Origin of the sequence: Hyphomonas sp., from assembly GCF_022844445.1 — a bacterium.
Classification (GTDB): Bacteria; Pseudomonadota; Alphaproteobacteria; order Caulobacterales; family Hyphomonadaceae; genus Hyphomonas.
The window spans coordinates 66,242-86,057 of the sequence record NZ_JALHLS010000016.1 but is presented as its reverse complement, the minus strand read 5'-3'; the positions used below and the strand labels follow the sequence as shown (position 1 = coordinate 86,057).

Here is a 19,816-nt window from a genome sequence, read left to right as displayed (position 1 = left end):
CGCGCGCGGCCTGCTCGAAGCAGACCGCGGCGCGCCGGCCGGCGCCGGCCCGCTCCCAGTGCGCCGCGATCCGGGACGCCGGCGCCTCGAGGCGCCTCAGGCGCCGGGCAACACGCTGGTTGAGGTCGCGTTCAAAACTCACTGGCAGGTCTGAGGTGCCCCAGTCTGCAAGGATGTCATGGGCGGGCCGGCTACCGCTTGCCGGATCGGTCTGGAGCCAGCCTAGCGCTGCCAGCTGGGCGGTCTCCTCACGCCCCGTCTCGAGGCCGAGTTCGGCAAGAAGATCGGCGGCCAGCTGCGGCGCAAGCCAGGTTCGCCAGGTACAGTGCAGGCGCCAGAGCGCGACCGCGCCCGGAGAGAGGTGGCGCGCCCGCGCCGCCAGGAGCGCCGTCAGTTCGCCGGGCGCCTCGCCGGCGCCGCCCGCGCCTTGCAGGGCGGCCTGGATCAGCCAGAACGGGCTGCCTTGCGCCAGCTCGACAAGCCCTTCGGCCGCGGCCGCATTGCGCGCGCCGGCCCGGCGGGCAAGTTCGCGGGCGGCCTCGATGGGCAGCGCGCCGACATCGAGGCGGCGGGCCGGCGCGCCGCGGGCCGCGGGCAGGCCTTCGGCCGTGCGGCTGGTGATCAGCAGGAGCCCGGAGCGGCGCTCATCGAGGAGGTTGCCGAGAAGGCGCCGGCTGTCGGGATCGCACCAGTGCCAGTTCTCGACGAAGAGCTGGTCAGGGACAGATCGGCGCAGCCGCCCTAAACCGTCCGTAGACGGAACAAAATCTTCACCAAGCCCGCACGCCTGCGCCACCCGCCGCGCGCCGCCTAGCGGCGTGTGCAGGTCAAGCGGCGAGAACTCGGCGGCCGCGCCCGGCGCGCCCTGCGTTTCCCGGAACCTTGCGAGCAGCGCGGACTTGCCGATCCCGGCAGGTCCGGTGAGGCAGGCGATGACAGGCGATGCGCGGCTCGTCTCGGCGAGCGCGCGAAGCGCTTCGAGCTCGCGTTCGCGTCCGACGAAGGCGGAGACGGGGCTGGCGCGCTCGCGGGTCGCCGGGACGCCGTCCGGCAGCCGCGGCATCGTCATGGCAAGCGACTTTGCCGCCCGGTTCAGCGCGGCGCCGAAGACGACGCGGCGGCGCCTGCCGGAAAAGTCCGGCTGGCACTGGAAGAGGGTGCCGAACATCTTCACGGCCACGCCGCCCGTGCCATAGGCAGAAAGCCCGCGCGAGAGCTCGTCCAGCAGGCGGGCCGCCTGGGCCTCGCTGCCTTCGCCGCCGCGCAGGAGGCCGATGACCATGAGGAGGCCCTTGTCGTCCTGGGCCACATTGTCGACGCTGCCGCCATACTCCTCGCAGATGTCTGCGCACAGCGCGACCAGTTTTGCGATATCCTCAGGCCGCGCCGCGGCGCACTGGGACGCGTCCATCAGCCGGGCAATGATCGACCAGCGGTCTGTCACCGAAGCGCTCGCCACGAGGCCTGCATCGGAGACGGCCGGCTGCTCACCGGGGCGCGTGGTCTCGATCCCGGTGGATTTCAGGGCGGCAAAGGCGGCAGAGACGGCCGGGCCCCAGACGAGCGACGGAACAAGCGCGGCGGCGGCGCCGTCCGCTGCGTGAAACATGCCGTCAGCAAGCCCGGTGCGGAACGCGAGCGGCTCGCCCGCGCGGCCGCCCGCATCCGCGGCCAGCGCGCGAAAAGCCTCGGGGCTCACGAGCGGGGCGCCCGGCGCGCTGCTCGCAATCAGCGCGTCACCGGCAAAGCCCCCGTACTGGATGCCCGCTTCGGCAAACCGGGCCGACAGGCCTGAAAAGAACCCTGCCACGAGGCGCGAGACCGCCTCGATCCCGGCGCGCGCATCGCCGGCGATGCGGCGCTCCGTCAGGGCGGAGAAGCCGGCCAGATCGAGAATGTAGATCCGACCGAGGCGGGCCTCGGCGCGCGAGAAGATATGCGCAGGAAAAGGCAGGGGACCGGTCTCAGCCAAAGTCGGTCTCTCCGTAGATCCGGGCCGGGGAATAGGTCAGCACGCGCGAGCACTGGCGCGCGGCCGTGACCGCGCCCTCGACCCATCCGAGATCTGTTCCGTTGCGGATCCAGTCGCCGCACAGGAGGAGGTTTGGAAAATCGCTCTCGTCGCAGCGCATCCGGTGGCGGACAGATCCTGCCGGGGAGAAGATGTAGAGATCGCTCGGATGCGTGTTGAGCTTCACGAAGAGGCTTCGCGGCGTGAGGTTTTCCCGGCGTGTCTGCCAGCCGGGCAGGACATCGCCGAAATGATCCGTGAGCCAACGTTCGGTCTGCCGGCGGGGATCCTCGCGTCCGGGCGCATGCGGGCCGCACAGGAAATGCAGGGCATTGAACGCCGAAGGGGTCTCGAACGCGAGATGGTGGGACATGTCGCACCAGGTACTGAGCGGCAGAACATGCCCGGTCGTGATCGGCGGCATGTTTGCCCAGCCAAGGTCATCGGTGCTGGACCGGGTCCAGACCTGCGCGCTGAGGGTCGGGCTCGACCAGACATTGCCCAGATAGGCGCGCCAGCGCCTCGACGTCCTAGCAAGGCTCCGGCAGATGGTTTTCAGGGAAGTTCCCGGAATGGCAAGGATGGCGAGGTCGAAGTCGCGGCGATACGCGAGCGTCTCTTCGGGATCGCCTGGGCCGACATCGTCCGGGTCTTCGAAATCTGCCGGGAACCGCTCCTGGCCGGGCGACAGCGCAAGCTGGGACAGGAGCGGGCGGTCCGGCCAGACACGCGTCCCGTCCGGCAACGCAAAGAGCGGCGCGTACTGGTCGCCGCCCTGGACGACCTTTGCCTGGCGCCGGATGCGGATCGTCTCGATCCGCCTCGAGGCCCCGGCTTCCACCGCGCGCACGTCGCAGAAGAACTCGAACTTCACGCCCCGCGCCTTGAGCACATCATAGAGCGGCTTGATCAGGACATCCCCGATGCCGCCGTTGAAGTGGTAGAAGAAGCTGCCGCTCTGGCCGAACAGCATCCGGAGATAGCCGCGCAGCGCGGTGCCGGCTGCCATGTTCGGGCGCTTCGGATCGCCGTCGATATAGCTGAAGGCATAGTGGTAACCGAGTTCGACGAAGGGCGACTCGATAACAAACCGCGGCGCGCCGTGGCGCTTCAGCCAGGCCATTGTCTCCTCGTCATTGGCGTCGTCCAGGCCGCGCGCGAAGAGCTTGTCGCGCAGCATCCCGCGCGCCATCACGAGGCCGATGATCGCGAGGCAGGCATAGTCGAAGGCCGAGAGGCCGCCGCGCGGGCCGACGAAGGACGCGGTAAGGGCGTCAAGCGTGCCCTTGTCATGCGCGCTCTTGACGGTCTCCTCGACACCGAGCGTCAGCGTGCTCTGCAGCGTGTCGATCTGACCGGTGACCGCTTCGACGAGGGCCTCGTCCCAGTCGGCCGCGCCGGCGGCGTCAAACCGGTCGAGGACGTCTTCCATCGCGTCGGTCAGGCCTGAGGATTCCTTCCACTGCGGCATGAACGGCGCGGGACTGCCCGGGCTGCCCCTCAGGATGTGGCGAACCCATTCCAGCAGCCGGCGCCCCATCACCTTCAGCGTGAGATCGGGCACATCGAGACCGGGCTCGCCGCGCGGCGGGGGAAAGCGCACCGCGATCTTGCGCCATCCGGTCGGCACGCCGAGGATATTCCTGCGCCGGTCAAACAGCACGGCGCCGTTGAGCGGCAGGAACGCGTCCGGGAAGGTGACGGTGTCGCTGTGCCCCAGGCGGTGCCAGTCCGCATAGACATGGCGCATCATCTCGAACGTGTTGTGGTACCAGCCGCCGAGAACATGCAGCCCATGTTCTTCGTTGCGGAAATCCATACCTTCCGACAGGCTCCGGCTGCTCGCGCACTTGCCCCCGAGCCGCCAACCCATCTGGTAGATGGTGATGTCGAAGACATTGGCGGGATCGGCCCGCTTGATCTCGTAGGCGGCGGCAAGCGCGCTGATCCCGCCGCCAAGGATTGCAATCCTGGTCCCCATTCATCCCCCGTTTCGGCCTCGCCCCTGGCCCTTTTCCGACCCTGTCGATACGACAGGGACTTGCCGTCAGACGTCAACCCTAGATGTTACGCAGCTCGCTCCCCCGACGTCGAATTCGAACGCCTTTGTCTTCCACTTGTCAGAGCGAGGAGGTCGAGGTCAGGAATTCGGCGTCCAGGATCATCAGCCGGTCAGGCTCCTTGCGAAGGATGCCGCGCGTGGTCAGGGCAGAGACCTCGCGCGAGACATTCTCCCGGTCGGTGTTGAGACGGCGTGCGATCTCGGAGAGGTTCGGCGGCGGCTCGATGGCGAACTGGTCCAGCGCGCCGGCGACCGGCGCAGCCAGACGGGCGAGTTCGGCCCGCACGCGCTGCGAGACGCTCTGTGCGACCAGCGAGCGGACCATCTCGTTGGACTGGTGGAGACGCTCTGCCATTTCCGTGAGCAGCCAGATCGCAATCGACGGATCGGCCTGCATCAACGCGATCATTTCAGCGCGCGAGACAACGGCGACGTGTGTCTTCTGGGAAGCAATGACACTGGCGTTGCGCGCGCGGCCCGTCAGAGCTGCCATCTCGCCGAACGTCGTCCCGGGCCCGAGCAGATTGTGCCAGATGTCCTTGCCGCTCGCGCTGAGGTAAATCACCTTCACCTCGCCATCGAGGATGAAATAGATGTCCGTGCGCTCGTCGCCGGCCGAGATGATTTCCTCGCCCGGCTCGAAAGCCTTGAACCGGCCGCGTTCCTCGAAGATCGCCTGCCTCGGACGCCCCGGTCTGTCGGCGGCTGTGTCGCCTTGCATGCTGGTCCCCGCGCGTTCGTCTAAACCATACGGTGCTTCATGTCCTAGCTGGATGGCAAGGCGAAAGAGCGTGATGAACGTCACGGGAGGTGGAAAGATCAGGGGCAGGGGCATGGACTCGGAGAAAAAAAGGGGTGCCTGGCGAAGGGTCAGGCCAGGCACCCCGAGGCCGCAGGGGAGAAACATGTCGCGCCTGCGTCCCGCGGCAGGGCTGCAGTCGTGTTCAGCCTGCTACGGGCCTGGAGGATGCCCGTCCCCCGGGGGTCCAGGGGCCCGGCGCCGGCCGCCGACGAGCGAGCGGAATCGAAGGCCGGCTGCAAGGCGGCGGCACGGACTGCATGTTTCTCTTCGGCGGCGCACCCGGATAACAGCATCTCTGCCCGCGTTCGGATATGGCCGTAGACTGACAATCTGTCCCGCCTTCTGTTCCGCCCTGCGCACTGACCTGCCGTACAAGGATGTTCTGCCTGAAGAGAAACCTAACCTGCCGGGACGCTGCGTGCCCGTGAAGAAAATCACGCAGCGGGCAAGAAACGCCTTCTTAGGCTTTCAGGTCGGCGCGCCCTGGGGCGGCTCGGAAAGCGGCGGCAGCCAGACTTCGACCTGGTCTCGCGGAAGGCCCTGGTATCCCCTCAGGAGGACGGTCCGGAACTCTGCCTCTGGCCAGTCGTCCCCGTAAGCCGCCGCGATCCGGCCGGCGATCTCCTCAGCCTGGGACTTTTGTTCCGGATAGTAGTAGCGCACACCGGGCCGGAACGACCTGCCGATCACCTCGACCCCCTCGGGATGGTAGTGGCCATCGAGCGCCGCCTTTACCCTTTCACCGTCGGGGCGGGCGGCCTCGGATCCGACATGGATGAAGATGCGGTTGATCTTGAAGAGCTGCGCACGCGTGGGAACATCCGCCTGGCCAGTCCTGCGGCCAAGGTCGGTGCGGATCGTGCGCAGCGCGGCTTCGGGACATTCGCTGCGCACACCATAATGACCCTCGATCCGGCCAGAGCCCATCAGCGCGACCTTGACGGCGGGCGGGAATGTCTGGACCGCGTTGATCAGCACGGTCTCCTCGCCTGGGCTCGCCGCGCAGACATAGGAGAGCTTGTCGAGGTAGATCCCCTCATTGTAGTCGATGCCGGCCAGCGGGGCCTCCTGCGTCAGGCGGTCAAGGCGCGTGTTGTTGAGCCGGATGGCGCGGTCGATGGAGGCCAGCGCCTTGCTGCTCCGGTCGGGCAGGTCGGAGCGGAACTGCGCGGTCGCCAGCAATGCCAGGATCGATACCTCTGACGCGTCACCCAGCAGGCCTGCGCCGTCGAGGCTGAGGTCGGCAAGCTCGCCTTCGAGTTCCAGCGCGGCTTCGCGGAAATCCTTCGGCGAGGTCGCCTGCAATACGTTCCGCGACCGCACGGCAATCAGGGTATAGGCCTCGGCGCGCTGGCGGGCGACATTGGCGGCGGCTTCGGCTTCGGTTGCTTCAAGCCGGCTGAGGTCTGCCTGCTGCCTTGCGTCCTTTGCCGCCTGCTTCTCTTTCGCGGCCCTTGCCTGCGCCATTTCGGCAACGTCCTTCGCCCGGGCATAATTGAAGACCGCCTGGGTCGCCCAGAGCGCGGTTGCCGCGGCCGCGATCCCGACAGTGATCTGAACGACAAGGAGGGCCCTGGCCGTTGCTACGAAGGCGTGTACGGAGGATTTGGCAGTCATGTCGGTCAGTCCTTCTTTTCGGGCGCCAGGATATCGGGTGCAGGCACGGCGTCGGCGCGAAAGGCGTCCAGGGCGTTCAGGATCAGGCTCGCCGTGCTGACCCCGAGCGTGGCGACCACGCCGGCCCCGATGCCGAGCATGATGGCGGCCTTGTCCGGCAGGCCTTCCGGCAGGTCCGGCATCAGGGCCAGAAATCCTGCGGCGGCGGCGAGCATCACAAGGCAGGTGGGCGCAAGCCAGAGCGCCACGCGCTGCGCGCGCGAGAGACCGGGCGCGGCGGCGCTCCAGCCGCGGCGCGGGGTGGCACGCGGCTCGCCGCCGAGGGCCTCGATCACGATCTCGATGCTGTCATCGGCCGGATTTCCGGTCCATTCACTCAGCCGGATCGCATGCAGGCCGTTGAAGGGCAGGGGAAGTTTCTGTCCGTCGAGCTGGACCTGGACGAGCTTGCGGGCGTCCATCGCGCGCATCGCTTCTGCCTTGACCCAGATGGAGTTTGCCGAATTCTTGGACCAGGCGACGAGGACCCGGCTTGACGCCTCGATACGGGCCTCGATCTCGTTGCTGAAATCACCCTGGCGCAGGTGCTGGTCCCACCAGACATCAAACGGCACGGTGCGCAGCCGCTCGACCAGCTTGCGCACGCGGTCCCTGTCTGCGTGGGAGTAGGAAATGAAGATTTCAGGCATGGACGCCCTTCCGGGTCTGTGAGGAGTTCGGCGCGGACGCACCGGGTATGATGGAGCCGCCGCGGCAAGCGATGCGGCGCGAAAGCCGCGCTGCTGAACTGGCTGTTGTGATCATGGTCACGCTCCCTGGCTGCCAGACAGCAAGGGGGCGCCCGGCCCGCTCGAAGCTGTCAGCAGGACGCTAGCGTGTCTGAGGCAAGGGGCAGCGTGACATTGTTCACGGCAGGCCATATTCTTTGTGCAGATCAATCTTTCCGTTTAGTCCGGCAGGCAGATCCGGGCTGCGCGCACGGCGCGACGGCGCACCGCGGCCGGCGCGCCGGGCAGATCCTGGCTTCAAACCCCGGGACTGCTGAGCTGCTGGCACCAGCCCTCGATACTTGTCTTGGCCTTTTGCGTGAACCGGCGCGCGATGTTGTGCTGGCCTTCAAACCCGCTGACGTGAATCCCTGCGATTACCGGCGGGCTCGTGTCGGTCTCGAGGTGAAAGACCGGTGCGCCGCTCTGGCCGCCTGTCGTGTCGATCCGGTAGGTGAACAAGGTTTCCCTGATCTGTCCTGAGAGGGGCGAGCCGTAACTCCACTTCAGGCGGGTGTCCTCCAGCTTGTCGGCGGCCGGGTAGCCGGCGATCAGCAGGCGCTTCTTCGCCAGCGCCTTGTCGGCAAACGGGGTCATGGCACCGATCGACCAGGCGGCGCCCGCCCATTCGAAGAGCGCATCGCTTTCGACCAGGGCGACCCCGAAATCATAGCGGTAGCGATCAGGGTCGGCCGGGTGCTGGCTCGGGTAGTCGCTATGGATCTTCCAGTTGATGATGGCGGCTTCGGCAGACGGCTGCCCGTCCTGGAAGCCGGCCATGGCGGTCGCGGCGGCGATGCCGGCGCGGGCGTCCAGGCTATAGAGATTGTGGGCCGCGGTCAGGATGAGGCGCGGGCCTATCAGGACGCCGGTGCCGATGAACGTGGCGTTGCTGCCCGGAAAGCCGAACTTCAGGAGACAGAACGGTCGCCAGAACGGATGGGCAATGTCACCGACGATCCGGCGATCGTCCTCGCCGAAGATGCTCTCCAGCTGTGGGCCGCGTTTGTGAACATCGGCCGGCGGACTTGAGCGCTTCCTGAACCACATCGGCTTGCCTCCTCTGGTCTACTGGGCGGGTATGGTGACAGTGAGCAGGGGCTCTGCGGCCGGCTTGAGGACCCGGGTGGTCGCGGCGACGACGTCTTCCGGCGTCGGGGCGGCAGATCCGCCGTCATCTTCGACGCCGAGATTGTCGACACTGCCCGCCTCACCGGCCACTTCGCCGCTTTCCTCGTCCGGCGTACCGGGAGGCAGGGCGCCGAAACCCGGGTCAACTTCCTCTTCGTCTTCCTCTGCCGCGTCTGCGCCCGAGGCCGTTCGCCGGGTCTGCGCGCGCCGCGCCGCCGCTTCTGCGTCCGCAATGCGCTTCAGTTCCTTTTCAAGCTCTTCATCGGCCAGCAATGCGCCTTTCAGCTCTTTCGTGTACTTGACGCGCAGCGTCAGCACGTCTGAGGCGCCCTGGAACAGTGCCTGTGTCACGGAGAGCGGGACTGCGGCAGCTGCCGCCAGTTCATTGTCCCGGTTTGCGCGTGTACGGACGGGCATGCCATTCTCCAGACCGATGAAGGCCTTGGAGTCGGCAAACAGGCCGGCGCCGACATCATAGCTGAAGATCGGCGCCTCGTTCGGCAGGAGGACCATCTGGGACACGTCACTGACATTCTCGACCCGGACCCGCATCTCGTAGGGAACCGGAACCCGGTAGCAGATCGATCCGCGGCAGGGCTTCGCCTTCCTTGCCGGCGCAGCGTCGCCGGCGGCGACCTCAAACAGCGGAATGAGCTCGATGCTGAATGGATTGCGCCCGGCGCGCAGCGGGCTGCACATCGGGTTCTCACCCGCCGAAGCCTGCGCCGTGCAGCTTATCCGCGACCGGATTGCCGCCTCGAGCTCAGCTTCGAGCTTTGCAAGCCGGCAGGCCCGGCCGAACCCGCAGTCGGCCTGCATCAGGGGATCGATCGTTCGGAAATAGATGAGCGCCGGCTCATTGGCGCCAACGGCCGCCTTTTCTTCTCTCGGCCCGCCGCCACTGCTGATGATGCCGCCATAGGACTTGGCAGCGGCGATGAGCGCTTCATCGAGCCGGCCGAGGGATTCAGATCGCACGATCCAGAGCAGGCGCGTCACGCCGTCGACCCTGAAGTCGTAGCGCTGATCGGCGAACATGCCGGACGACGATTTCATGGTGAAAGTCGCGTCCGGGTCGCCGACAAGGAAGGGCTGGGAGACGGCAATCGAGACGTCCTCAGCGCTGGCCAGGACCTCAACGGTCATCAGCGCCTTTGGCGCCGAGTACTGCAGGCCGGAGGTGCCGGTCGATTCCGCATAGTCGACCTGCCTTGAGGAGACAGCCGCGCAGCCCGCGAAAAGGAGGCAGGCAGCGAGGGCGTGGGTGATCCTGGTTTTCATCTGGAAGATCCTTGTTCGGTCAGGTCCTCTGCGGACATGTTCAGTTGGACGCGCCGCTGCCGCGGGGGGCCAACGGCTCGCCAGGTTTTGCAAGGTTGGTATTCGCGCCGCTTTCCCAAGCTGCTTACCGGCCTCCGCCACGCTAGCTTGCGGCCAGCTGCAGCGCTGTGAGTTCCATCACGCTGCGACGCCGGAACCCCAAAAAAGAGTTGAGCAATGCCTGGTCGCATCCGCGCCTGTGATCGCAATCTGCAGTCCGGACCAGAAACAGGGATCTGATGTTCAGCGCCTGCCGGGTCTACCGACACGATGGAAAGCCAGCCTGGACGCCGCAACGGCTGGTCAAGAGGCGGCGCGCCAGACGCCGCGCCGAAGGGTGCGCCGGTGCCGGCCTGGTGATTGCGCAACTGGCCGAAGACAAATGCGCCCACCCTGCCTGTCCTCCCACGGCAAAAGGATCATCGCAAAAGTCGTCCGATGGCAAGCGGGTGCGCGCTGGACGGGGCGGCCGTTCCGTCCGCCTCCCGCTTCAGCTGCGCCGGCGCCCGCCTTGCGCCTCGTGATTCAGGCGCCTTGCGGGCCGCGGTGGACAATAGACGAGCCCCTCGCCCTTACTGTCCTGTTTTCCTGTGACAAAAAGCCCCCAGCGACGCGCGGCGCGCCCGGCATCGGCCAATCCTGCAGTGCCACCAGCAGGCGGGCGCCCGCCCGCGAGAGCAGATAGGCCCGGCGACCCGTGCAAGGTAGCCCTGCACAGGTGTTTCCGGACCCGGGTTTCACGAACCGTTAAGTACCCCCGGTATGTAACTTAGTTGACATTCCATAGCCGGAGGAGCGCTGCGCACTGGCTTGTTTTTTAAGGCCTTGCTGTGTTTTTCGCCGGTACCTTTGACCGCCTCTTCGGACGCTTCAGGCGGACACCTGCTTGCGGCTTGCTGGCGCCTGCCATCCTGGGCTGCCTGGCGCTCTTCGCCCAGGGCGCCCAGGCCCAGCCGCCGCTCCCCTGCGCGGCCCTGGCGTCGCTTCCCGCAACCGGTTCGTATCCGGAGCTTGCGGCGCAGGTCGAAAACCAGCTTGGCAACTGCCTCTCCGACGCGCTCGCCCGCGAGGCTGTCTCCGTTTTGCCTCTCCCGTCCGGTGCAGGCTCCCTGGCCACCCGTGTCGATCCGGCGCTCCAGTTCTGGCTCACCTCGGTCCTGACGGACGGCAATGCTCCCGGTACGGATGTTGTATCCGGCCGCCTCCTGAGCCTGCTTTCGGCCGAAGGTTCCAGCGCCCTCGAGGCGCGGGCAAATGACAGTGACCTCTTCCTCCTGCGCAATCTTGAAGCCTCGGCGCGGGTCGGCTCGGGCGAGCCGCACTACGCCCTGCGCGCGATCGATGCGCTCTATGAGACAGGCAACGGACGCAGCACCATCTTCACCGAGGTCGGCATTGCCAGCGGCCCGGACCAGACCCCGTTCAATATCGGCCTCGGCTATCGTTGGATGTCGCAGGACGAACAATGGCTGCTCGGCACCAATGTCTTCTATGACCGCGACCTTGACGCCGAGTATGACCGTGTCGGGTTCGGCATTGAAGCGGCGCAAAGCACGTTCAGGGCGTTCGCCAATCTCTATGAGCCCCTGAGCGAGTGGCAGGAGACGCGCTCCGGGTTTGAAGCCCGGGCGCTCGCCGGTTCCGAAGTCGGCATCCGCGGGCAGGTGCCCTGGGCCCGGCGCCTCGATCTTCTGGTCAGCGCGCGCCAGTGGGACGGCGGCCCTTCGCTTGAGGACGTGTTTGAAACCCGCATCGGCGGCGGCCTCGAGATCGGAGCGGGCTTTCGTTTGTCCGGCGACCTGACACGGCCGGATTCGGGAGAGGCCGAGGGCCGCCTGATGCTGACTTTCAGCGTGGATCCGTCCCGCGCGCGGTTCTCCGCCACGCCAGGCAGCGTCCGGGGGCTGAGGCTCAAGATGGTGGACCGGGAGAATGATATCCGGTTCGAGGAAAGACGCCGGCCGACTGTACCGGCCGGCTATTCTGCCGCTTGGACCAGCAGCCCCGTCAATGCTGGCAACCAGGCGGCTGCAGCTTTTGAAATCCGCGCCGGCGAACTGGGCGCGGCCTATGCCTATACCGTGACCAGCAGCGGGGGGCCGGGCTCTGTCACAGGCTCAGGCCGGCTCAGCGCGGCGGCCGCGCGCCTCAGCGATATCGACGTCTCCGGTCTGGCCGACGGCACGCTGACCGTGTCGGTCGTGCTCAGCAATGCCCATGGCGCCGGAGCCGCTGCCACCGCCGACGTGATCAAGGGGACCGCGGTGCCGGCCGGCTATACGGCCTCCTGGACGGTCCCTGTCATCGATGCGGCGACCGCGGCGTCGGCGGCCTTCGAAATCACGGGCGGCGAGCCAGGCGCGGCCTATGCCTACACCGTCGCAAGCAGCGGCGGGCCGGGATCGGTCACCGGTTCGGGCACGCTGGCGTCGGCCACAGCGCTTGTGAGCGGGATCAATGTCAGCGGGCTTGCGGACGGCACGCTCACGGTGTCGGTCGTGCTCAGCAATGCCAATGGCGCCGGCACGCCGGCCGCAGCCGACACGCTCAAGGCGGCGGCGGTCCCGGCCGGCTACGCGGCTGCCTGGACCAGCAATCCGGTCAATGCCGGCAACCAGGCGTCGGCCGCGTTCCAGATTACCTCCGGCGAACCCGGCGCAGCCTTTGCCTACACGGTCACGAGCAGCGGCGGGCCGGGGGCGGTGACAGGGGGCGGCACGCTCAGCGCCGCAACAATGCCGGTCAGCGGCCTTGATGTCTCTGGCCTCGCCGACGGATTACTCACTGTCTCGGTCGTGCTCAGCAATGCGGCGGGTGCCGGGCCGGCGGTCACGGCAGATGTGGTCAAGGGGATCGCGCTGCCGTCCGGCTACAGCGCCGCCTGGACATCTGGCCCGGTCACGAGCCTCAATCAGGCATCAGCCGCCTTCCAGATCCTCGGCGGCGAACCCGGCGCAGCCTACACCTACACGGTCACCAGCAGCGGCGGGGCGGGCACCGTGACGGGATCGGGCACGCTTGGCGCAGCGACGACGCCCGTCAGCGGCGTGGATGTCAGCGCCCTCTCCGACGGGACACTCACCGTGTCGGTGGTCGTGAGCAATGCGAACGGGCCGGGCGCAGCGGCCACGGCGAGCATCGTGAAAGCCACCGCCGTGCCGGCCGGCTACAGCGCCGCCTGGACGAGCGATCCGGTCAATGCCGCCGGCCAGGCTTCGGCGGCTTTCCAGATTTCCTCCGGGGAGCCAGGCGCGGCCTACACCTACATCGTCACAAGCAGCGGCGGACCGGGATCGGTCACCGGTTCCGGGACGCAAGGGGCGGCGACGACGCTCGTCAGCGGCGTCGATGTCTCCGGCCTCTCCGACGGGACGCTGACCGTGTCCGTGGTCTTGAGCAATGTGAACGGCGCTGGCGCGGCGGCCGCCGCAGATACTCTCAAGGACACGTCCGCGCCCATGATCTCTGCCATCCTTGTTCCTGCGAACGGTACCTATGATGAGAACTAGAGGCCTGCGTTTCATTCTTCTCGCGCTCGCCGGGCTCGTTGTCAGCCTGCCGGCCGCGGCCGCGCCGCTGACCTTCACCGTCGCGATGAGTGAACCGGTGGTGGTCGATCTCGCCGGCGGGACACCCCGGATCATGATCGATATCGGCGGTGCGGCGCGCCCGGCAACCTATGTATCGGGCAGCGGCACGGACCGGCTTGTCTTTGCCTATGAGATCGAAGCCGGCGATTTTGACGCCAACGGGATATCCCTCTCCGGCGCGATCGATCCGGGCGGCGGCGTGATCCGCGACCTTGCCGGCAACGCCCTCACGGGTCCCGGATTTGCAGCGCCGGACCTTTCCGGCGTCCGGGTCGAGACTTATTCGGCCTCGTTCGCCGCCGACATCGACCGGAAGGAGGACGGCGCCGCGTTTGCGAGCTTCGTCATCGCCAAGGCGCCGCAAGGCGCCGCCTACACGTATGAGATCACAAGTTCTGCAGGTGAAGGCGCTGTCACGGGCGCCGGCACGATCAGCTCGGCTTCTGAGCTTGTGGGCGAGGTCGACGTGTCGGGCCTTGCGCAGGGCGATCTCACCCTGTCCGTCGTCATTGCGACGCCGGCAGGCGGGACAGGACGTACACGGACCGACAGTCGCAGGGTAGAGTTTTCCGGATTGCTTGATCAGGTCAAAGAAAGCGCAGCCGCCTATTCGGTGCGACGGCTCAGCAGCGCCTATGCGGGCCCGCTGCTGCGGGTGCGGCGGGCAGAAGATGACCGGGAACTCGACATTGGCGCGACGGTGAGGGGTGACCTCGACCAGACAAGCCTCGAAAGGTTCTGCCGGGAGTCTGCCTGCTTCGTGGCCAGCTGGTATGACCAGAGCGGGAACCGGATGGACGCGGTCCAGCACGACCCGAAGCAGCAATTGCTCATCCACTGGAAAGGCGAGCTCCAGATGCGCCGGAAAAAGCCGGCGCTCGTCTCGCAGACTCAGGACAGCGGCCTCCTGGTCAGTTCAATCCGCATCGACGCGGGCGAAGCGCGCACCGTGTCGGCCGTGTTCGGCGTTGATGAGGTCACCAACAATGCCGAACTGTTCGGCTCCACGACAGGCGAAATGGTCGATTTCGGAAACTTCCGCGCCAGTGACCGGGTCCGGTTCGGCAACCGGGATGACAACCTCTACTCTGAGGAGCGTTCCTGGCCGGGCCTGTTCGAGGCCGACCGGGGCCTGTTCGTGTTCGATGGCAAGCGAACCTCTGCTTACCGGGACGGGGAACTCGTTGTTTCGGAAGCCTCCGATGCCTTTGCCTGGGGCGGCAGCGGGCTCTACCTCATCCGCTCAGAGCATACAGAGCGCGGCATGATCGGGGCCGTCCAGGAATTCATCTACTTTCCCGTCGAGCTTTCCGACGATGAGCGCCGCGAAATCGACAAGAGCCAGTCCGCTTACTTCTAGCGCTTGAGGCGCGCGCTGACGAGAAGATCGAGGCGCCGGGCCAGCCGGTGCACTGATCCAGGACAGAGGGCAGGGCCGTCTCAGGCGTTGGCCTGCCCGCGGCGAGGCAGGAGTGCTCGCGTCCAGGCCAGCACGTTGAGCACCGCGAGAGCTGCGACTCCGGCGGCGAACGGCCAGCCGGGGCCTGACCCCGCCAGCCCGAGCGGCGAGAACACGAGGTACATCAGGACGACGAGCGACAAGAGGGTGATGGCCGCCTGCGGCGCCAGTCGCCACGGTGACAGGTCAACCTGCTGGCGCGGCTCGAATGACCAGGCTTCCTGGCGCGGGCTCAGTTTTGCCGCAACCAGCATGATCGCCACCTCGATCACGAACAGGATGGCATAGAGGTGAAGGAAGTGGATCGTGATGATCTCGTCGAACACGAACTTGGCAAGCCCGTAGGCGACGACATGGAACACGATGACGATCTTCGCACCGATGGCCGGTGTGCGCCGGGTGAACAGCCCGACAATCACGATGGTGACGATCGGGATGTTGTAGAAGCCCGTGAAGACGCGGATGATCTGCCACAGGCCCTCAGGCGCAAAGAACAGGAGCGGCGCCACGATAAACGAGAATATCGCGATCACGACACTCGCAATCATCGCGACACGGACGATTTCCTTGTCGCTGACTTCGCCGCCCCGCAGGGGCGTATAGACATCGATGCAGAACAGCGTCGCGGCGCTGTTGAGCAGGGAGTTGAAGGAACTGAAGACGGCGCCCAGAAGCACAGCCAGGAAAAAGCCCATCATCCAGACCGGGAACACGTCGCGGACGAGTTGCGGGTAGGCAAGGTCGATCGAGGCAAGTCCCGGCCCGTAAAGGTGGAAGGCGATGATGCCGGGGATCATCATGAACATCGGCACCAGGACCTTGAAGAAGCCCGACAGGAGCACGCCTTTCTGGCCTTCCGCCAGATTTCGCGCCGCCAGCGCACGCTGGATCACATACTGGTTGGCGCACCAGTAGAACAGGTTGGCGAGGATCATGCCGGTGAACAGCGTGCCGAACGGTGTCGGGTCAGAGGCTCCACCGATCGCGTTCAGCTTTTCGGTATCCGACGACGCGATCGTCGACAGGCCGGCGAGGAAATTCCCGTTGCCAAGAAGCATCAGGCCAAGCACGGGCACGAGCGCGCCCACGATCAGCAGGCCGACCCCGTTCAGCGTATCAGAGACAGCGACAGCCTTCAGGCCGCCGAAAACAGCGTAGATGGCGCCGACGATCCCGACCACCAGCACGGTGATGACAAGCGCCTCGAACGGGCCGACACCTAAAAGGTTCTCGATGTCAAAGATGCGGATGACCGCAATCGAGCCGGAGTAGAGGACCGAAGGGATCGTGACCAGCCCGTAGCCCAGCATGAAGAGGATGACCGAAAGCCGCTGGACCTGGATGTCATAGCGGCTCTTCAGGAACTCGGGCAGGGTCGTGAACGCGCCGGAAAGGTAGCGCGGGAGGAAGATGAAGGCCATCGCGACGGTTGCGACTGCGGCGGTCACCTCCCACGCCATGCTCGAGAGATTGTAGCCGTAGGCCGAGCCATTGAGGCCGATCAGTTGTTCCGCAGACAGATTGGTCAGGAGCAGCGAGCCGGCAATGAAAAGCCCGCCCAGGTTTCGCCCGGCGAGGAAGTAGCCATCCTTCGTCTGGGTCTCCCCGCGTGTCATGAGATAGGAAATCCAGGCGACCAGCGCCATGAAACCGGCGCAGGTTGCCAGGGTGAAGACCAACTCGCCCGTGTTCATCTGGAAACCTCGAATTCGCCGCCGCGAAAGACAAGCGCGCTCGCCTCTCCGGAATGGACCCGGTTTACTTCGCCGATGATGATCGAATGGTCCCCGCCGTCATGAACGGCCACCTGGGTGCATTCGAAGATCGCGGCGCAGCCCGGTATCAGCGGGATCCCCGCCTCGTTGAAAGCGGCGCAAAAGTCACCGAAGCCTCCCGAGCTTCGCACGAAATGGTCGCATACCTTTTTCTGGCCGCCGGCCAGGACATGGACTGCGAACTGGCGCGCGTCGCGGAAGGCGTTGTGCCGGCCTGAAGACTTGGCAGGAGACCAGAGGACGAGGGGCGGAGACAGGGAGACACTTGCAAAGCTGTTGACCGTGAGGCCGACCGGGCCCGACGCGGTTGAGGTCGTCACGACCACCACGCCGGTTGCATACCGGCCAAGGGCCTGGCGAAAGCGCAGGGGGTCGCCCGACGGGTCGAAATGGTCCGGCCCCGGCGCCAACACTATGCGACCTCGCGGCCGAGCGCGGCCGTATAGAGTTCAAACCAGTCCTGACGGTCCATCCGTACACGGAACGCATCTGCAGCTGCCCGGATCCTCTCGATCCGGTTGGTGCCCAGAACCGGAAGGATGCCTGCCGGGTGCGCGAGCAGCCAGGCGAGCGCGACCGCCGACGGGTCGACGTCGTTCTGGCGGGCGAACGCGTCCAGCGTCGTCTTCAGTTTTGAGGGTGCGCCGGTCATCAGCTGCCCGCCGCCGAGCGGCGACCAGGCCATCGGCAGCATCCCGCGTTCCTGGATGGCGGCGAGGTCGCCATTGGTCAGAGCCTGGTGCGCGGTCAGGCTGAGTTCGATCTGGTTTGCGACGATCTGCGTCTTCATGCCGGACTGGAGGAGCGCGGTGTCATGCGGACGGAAATTCGACACACCGACAGCGCGTACTTTTCCGGACGCAATGAGCCCGTCCAGGGCTGCCCCGGTCGCCAGATGGTCCAGCATCGGGTCAGGTCGGTGGAGAAGCAGGAGATCGATCACGTCGATGCTCATCGCGGCCAGCGACTGGTCGACCGAAGACAGGATGTGCGCCGGGCTCGTGTCATAATACTTCACCCGGCGATCGGCATACCGGCCGCAGGGGGCGACGATATCGCACTTGGTGATGATCTCGATCCGGCTGCGCAGCCCGGGCGCCTGTTTCAGGCAGGCGCCGAGCAGGGCTTCTGCGCCGTAATCGCCGTAGATGTCGGCCTGGTCGATCGTCGTGATGCCCTGGTCAAGACAGGCTTCGATCTTGGCCTGGACATGCCGGGGGGACGTGTCGCTGTCATCCCCGATCCGCCACATGCCATAGGCGAGGCGGGACAGGCTCAGGCCTGGGCAAAGTACCTGGCGCGGGATCATCGGCGCTCTCCGACGCCCAGAGGCGTGGCCGGCGTCGAGGCCGGCACGCGTCCGTATGCCTCGGGAAGCGAGCAGGTCTTCAGCTGCGGCAGGACGCGCGCTCCGAAGGAGCGGCATTCATCAAGGTGGGGATAGCCGGAAAAGATGAAGGCCCGGATGCCCATTTTCCGGTAGGTCTCGATTTCCGACAGGACCTGGTCTGCCGAGCCGACGAGCGCCGCCCCGCAGCCGGAACGGGCTCGTCCGATGCCGGTCCACAGATGGGGTTCGATGTAGCCGAACTGATCAGCAAGTTCGCGCGCGCGCGTCTGGTGAGCAACGCCGAGGCTGATGCTGTCATGTCCCCGGTCGCGGATTATCTTGCCATACTCATCGTCGAGCTGGCTGACGAGATGCTCGGCATACTCGCGCGCTTCAGCCTCGGTGTCGCGCACGATCACATGCACCCTCAGCCCGTAGTCGAGCACGCGTCCGTGAGCGGCCGCGCGGGCATGAACGGCCTTCATGCGCTCGGCGATCTGCGCCTTGGGCTCGGGCCACATCAGGTAGACATCGCACTGGGCCCCGCACAGCTCCAGCGCGTCGGGGGAATAGCCGCCGAAATAGAGGAGCGGGCCGCCGTTCTGCTGGTAGGGGCGGGCGGGATCGGAGGAGATCTTGCTGATCTTGTAGATCTCGCCGTCATACGCGATGTGATCGCGCGTCCAGGCCTGCCGGAGGATCTCGACGACTTCATGGCTGCGCCGGTAGCGCAGGGCGCTGTCGGCGACCTCGCCGGGAAAATCCGAGCTGATGACATTGAGCGTGAGCCGGCCCCGCAACATGTGGTCGAGGGTTGCAACCGTGCGTGCCAGCATTACCGGCTGCATCTCTCCGCAGCGAATCGCGGCCAGGAAGTTGATATCGGACGTGATGGGTGCGCAGCCGGCGACGAAACTCAAGGTGTCCTGGCCGACCTGGTAGGAGGAGGGACAGAGGATATTCCTGAACCCCTGCGCTTCTGCCTCGAGCGCGATGTCGCGGCAGTGATTCCAGCTCGACCGCAAGCTCGGATCCGGCACGCCGAGGAGGGCATAATCATCCGAGCACAGAGCAGCGAACCAGGACACTTCCAGCGCATCGAGGTCTGAGGAGCGTACCGGAACCACACTCATTGCCTGCATTCTCCCGGTGCTGTGGCCTCACTTGATTTCGCTTGCCTAGCATCTGGTCGGCGATATATCAATACTAGATCAATTCGCGGAGCAAACCGCTTTCCCTGTCATGATCCAGTCCGCTGCACTTCCCAAACATGTCCAGCTGAGCGAGATGCTGATCCGCGAGATTATCGCGGGGCACCTTGCCGACGGCGCGCGCCTGCCGCCCGAGCGGCGCATGGCGGCGGAGCTCGGCGTCGCGGTCGGAACCCTGAGGCGCGCCTTGGCGCTGCTTGAGGAAAAGGGACTGCTGCAGCGCGTCCAGGGGTCAGGAAACTACATTAGTGCCCGCCCGATGGTGGAAAGCATCTATGCCTTTTTCAGGCTGGAGCTGGCAGCCGGCGGCGGGCTTCCAACGGCCCGGGTGATCGATGTCGTCAAGCTTCGAAAGCCGCCCGACGCGCCCTATTTCGGCGAGGCGCCGCTGGCCCATTGTATCCGCCGGGTACGCTTGCTCGATGACACGCCCGTCGCCCTGGAAGAAATATGGCTCGACGCCCGCTTTGCGCCGCGCCTGCGCGCCCAGGAGCTGATGGACTCGCTCTATTTCTATTACAAGAAAGCGCTCGGGCTGGTGATCTCCCGGATTGAGGACCGTGTCACGGTCCGGGACGTTCCGGACTGGGCGCCGCAGGAGCTTGCGATAAAGCCCGGCACGCCGGCCGGCTATATCGAGCGCCTCAGTTTCGCGCAGGACAATCAGCCTGCGGAGTATTCCCGGACCTGGTTTGATCCGGACCTCGCGCGCTACACGATAAGGCTTCAATAGGGGAAGAG

14 protein-coding genes are annotated in these 19,816 nt (G+C 66.1%); 3 read left to right on the top strand and 11 right to left on the bottom strand.

Features of this window, described 5'->3' with window-relative positions:
• From Q0C17_RS15585 to Q0C17_RS15555, 7 genes are all read right to left on the bottom strand, one after another.
• A partial coding sequence (locus Q0C17_RS15585; RefSeq protein ID WP_291208216.1) for an ATP-binding protein occupies positions 1 to 1,972 on the bottom strand: 1,972 nt, incomplete at its 3' end.
• Positions 1,965 to 3,992: an NAD(P)-binding protein gene (locus Q0C17_RS15580; RefSeq protein ID WP_291208214.1), complete on the bottom strand. Its 2,028-nt coding sequence runs from the start codon at positions 3,990 to 3,992 to the stop codon at positions 1,965 to 1,967. The genes Q0C17_RS15585 and Q0C17_RS15580, both read right to left, overlap by 8 nt.
• Before the next feature lie 139 nt (positions 3,993 to 4,131).
• A complete protein-coding gene (locus tag Q0C17_RS15575; protein ID WP_291208212.1) occupies positions 4,132 to 4,794 on the bottom strand; it encodes a Crp/Fnr family transcriptional regulator in 663 nt (220 codons plus the stop codon).
• Positions 4,795 to 5,343: 549 nt separating this feature from the next.
• Positions 5,344 to 6,492 carry a hypothetical protein gene (locus Q0C17_RS15570; RefSeq protein ID WP_291208210.1) on the bottom strand — a complete coding sequence of 383 codons (1,149 nt, stop codon included), beginning with the start codon at positions 6,490 to 6,492 and terminating at the stop codon, positions 5,344 to 5,346.
• Positions 6,493 to 6,497: 5 nt separating this feature from the next.
• Positions 6,498 to 7,181 (bottom strand): toll/interleukin-1 receptor domain-containing protein, encoded by a 684-nt coding sequence (locus Q0C17_RS15565; protein ID WP_291208209.1) that lies wholly within the window; start codon positions 7,179 to 7,181, stop codon positions 6,498 to 6,500.
• Positions 7,182 to 7,517: 336 nt separating this feature from the next.
• Positions 7,518 to 8,309, bottom strand: a complete 792-nt coding sequence (locus Q0C17_RS15560) for a trypsin-like peptidase domain-containing protein (protein WP_291208207.1) — start codon at positions 8,307 to 8,309, stop codon at positions 7,518 to 7,520.
• An 18-nt stretch (positions 8,310 to 8,327) separates the two neighbouring features.
• Positions 8,328 to 9,671 carry a hypothetical protein gene (locus Q0C17_RS15555; RefSeq protein WP_291208205.1) on the bottom strand — a complete coding sequence of 448 codons (1,344 nt, stop codon included), beginning with the start codon at positions 9,669 to 9,671 and terminating at the stop codon, positions 8,328 to 8,330.
• Between the two features lie 932 nt (positions 9,672 to 10,603).
• On the opposite strand from Q0C17_RS15555, the gene Q0C17_RS15550 reads away from it, so the two are divergent.
• The gene (locus Q0C17_RS15550; protein ID WP_291208203.1) at positions 10,604 to 13,219 is read left to right on the top strand and encodes an inverse autotransporter beta domain-containing protein; all 2,616 of its coding nucleotides are present in this window, start codon (positions 10,604 to 10,606) and stop codon (positions 13,217 to 13,219) included.
• Positions 13,206 to 14,660: an arabinofuranosidase catalytic domain-containing protein gene (locus Q0C17_RS15545; RefSeq protein ID WP_291208201.1), complete on the top strand. Its 1,455-nt coding sequence runs from the start codon at positions 13,206 to 13,208 to the stop codon at positions 14,658 to 14,660. The genes Q0C17_RS15550 and Q0C17_RS15545 overlap by 14 nt, the downstream gene beginning before the upstream one ends.
• 80 nt (positions 14,661 to 14,740) lie before the next feature.
• Here Q0C17_RS15545 and Q0C17_RS15540 read toward each other — a convergent pair whose 3' ends face one another.
• From Q0C17_RS15540 to Q0C17_RS15525, 4 genes are read right to left on the bottom strand one after another with little or no spacing between them, the layout of a single operon-like run.
• Positions 14,741 to 16,453, bottom strand: coding sequence for a solute:sodium symporter family transporter (locus Q0C17_RS15540; protein ID WP_291208199.1), 1,713 nt, complete (start codon positions 16,451 to 16,453; stop codon positions 14,741 to 14,743).
• A complete protein-coding gene (locus tag Q0C17_RS15535; RefSeq protein ID WP_366914846.1) occupies positions 16,450 to 16,947 on the bottom strand; it encodes a flavin reductase family protein in 498 nt (165 codons plus the stop codon). The genes Q0C17_RS15540 and Q0C17_RS15535 overlap by 4 nt, the downstream gene beginning before the upstream one ends.
• Positions 16,947 to 17,843, bottom strand: coding sequence for an aldo/keto reductase family oxidoreductase (locus Q0C17_RS15530; RefSeq protein WP_291208195.1), 897 nt, complete (start codon positions 17,841 to 17,843; stop codon positions 16,947 to 16,949). Before Q0C17_RS15530 ends, Q0C17_RS15535 begins: the two co-directional genes overlap by 1 nt.
• A complete protein-coding gene (locus Q0C17_RS15525; protein ID WP_291208193.1) occupies positions 17,840 to 18,997 on the bottom strand; it encodes an LLM class flavin-dependent oxidoreductase in 1,158 nt (385 codons plus the stop codon). The genes Q0C17_RS15530 and Q0C17_RS15525 overlap by 4 nt, the downstream gene beginning before the upstream one ends.
• A gap of 109 nt (positions 18,998 to 19,106) precedes the next feature.
• On the opposite strand from Q0C17_RS15525, the gene Q0C17_RS15520 reads away from it, so the two are divergent.
• Positions 19,107 to 19,808 (top strand): GntR family transcriptional regulator, encoded by a 702-nt coding sequence (locus Q0C17_RS15520; RefSeq protein ID WP_291208191.1) that lies wholly within the window; start codon positions 19,107 to 19,109, stop codon positions 19,806 to 19,808.
• Positions 19,809 to 19,816: the final 8 nt, after the last annotated feature.

Bases quoted from the DNA above. Each gene is read 5' to 3' on its own strand.
- Q0C17_RS15560 (WP_291208207.1), bottom strand. From the start codon at position 8,309: ATGTGGTTCAGGAAGCGCTCAAGTCCGCCGGCCGATGTTCACAAACGC.
- Q0C17_RS15520 (WP_291208191.1), top strand. From the start codon at position 19,107: ATGATCCAGTCCGCTGCACTTCCCAAACATGTCCAGCTGAGCGAGATG.
- Q0C17_RS15570 (WP_291208210.1), bottom strand. From the start codon at position 6,492: ATGACTGCCAAATCCTCCGTACACGCCTTCGTAGCAACGGCCAGGGCC.
- Q0C17_RS15555 (WP_291208205.1), bottom strand. From the start codon at position 9,671: ATGAAAACCAGGATCACCCACGCCCTCGCTGCCTGCCTCCTTTTCGCG.
- Q0C17_RS15575 (WP_291208212.1), bottom strand. From the start codon at position 4,794: ATGCAAGGCGACACAGCCGCCGACAGACCGGGGCGTCCGAGGCAGGCG.
- Q0C17_RS15540 (WP_291208199.1), bottom strand. From the start codon at position 16,453: ATGAACACGGGCGAGTTGGTCTTCACCCTGGCAACCTGCGCCGGTTTC.
- Q0C17_RS15530 (WP_291208195.1), bottom strand. From the start codon at position 17,843: ATGATCCCGCGCCAGGTACTTTGCCCAGGCCTGAGCCTGTCCCGCCTC.
- Q0C17_RS15580 (WP_291208214.1), bottom strand. From the start codon at position 3,992: ATGGGGACCAGGATTGCAATCCTTGGCGGCGGGATCAGCGCGCTTGCC.
- Q0C17_RS15545 (WP_291208201.1), top strand. From the start codon at position 13,206: ATGATGAGAACTAGAGGCCTGCGTTTCATTCTTCTCGCGCTCGCCGGG.
- Q0C17_RS15565 (WP_291208209.1), bottom strand. From the start codon at position 7,181: ATGCCTGAAATCTTCATTTCCTACTCCCACGCAGACAGGGACCGCGTG.
- Q0C17_RS15525 (WP_291208193.1), bottom strand. From the start codon at position 18,997: ATGAGTGTGGTTCCGGTACGCTCCTCAGACCTCGATGCGCTGGAAGTG.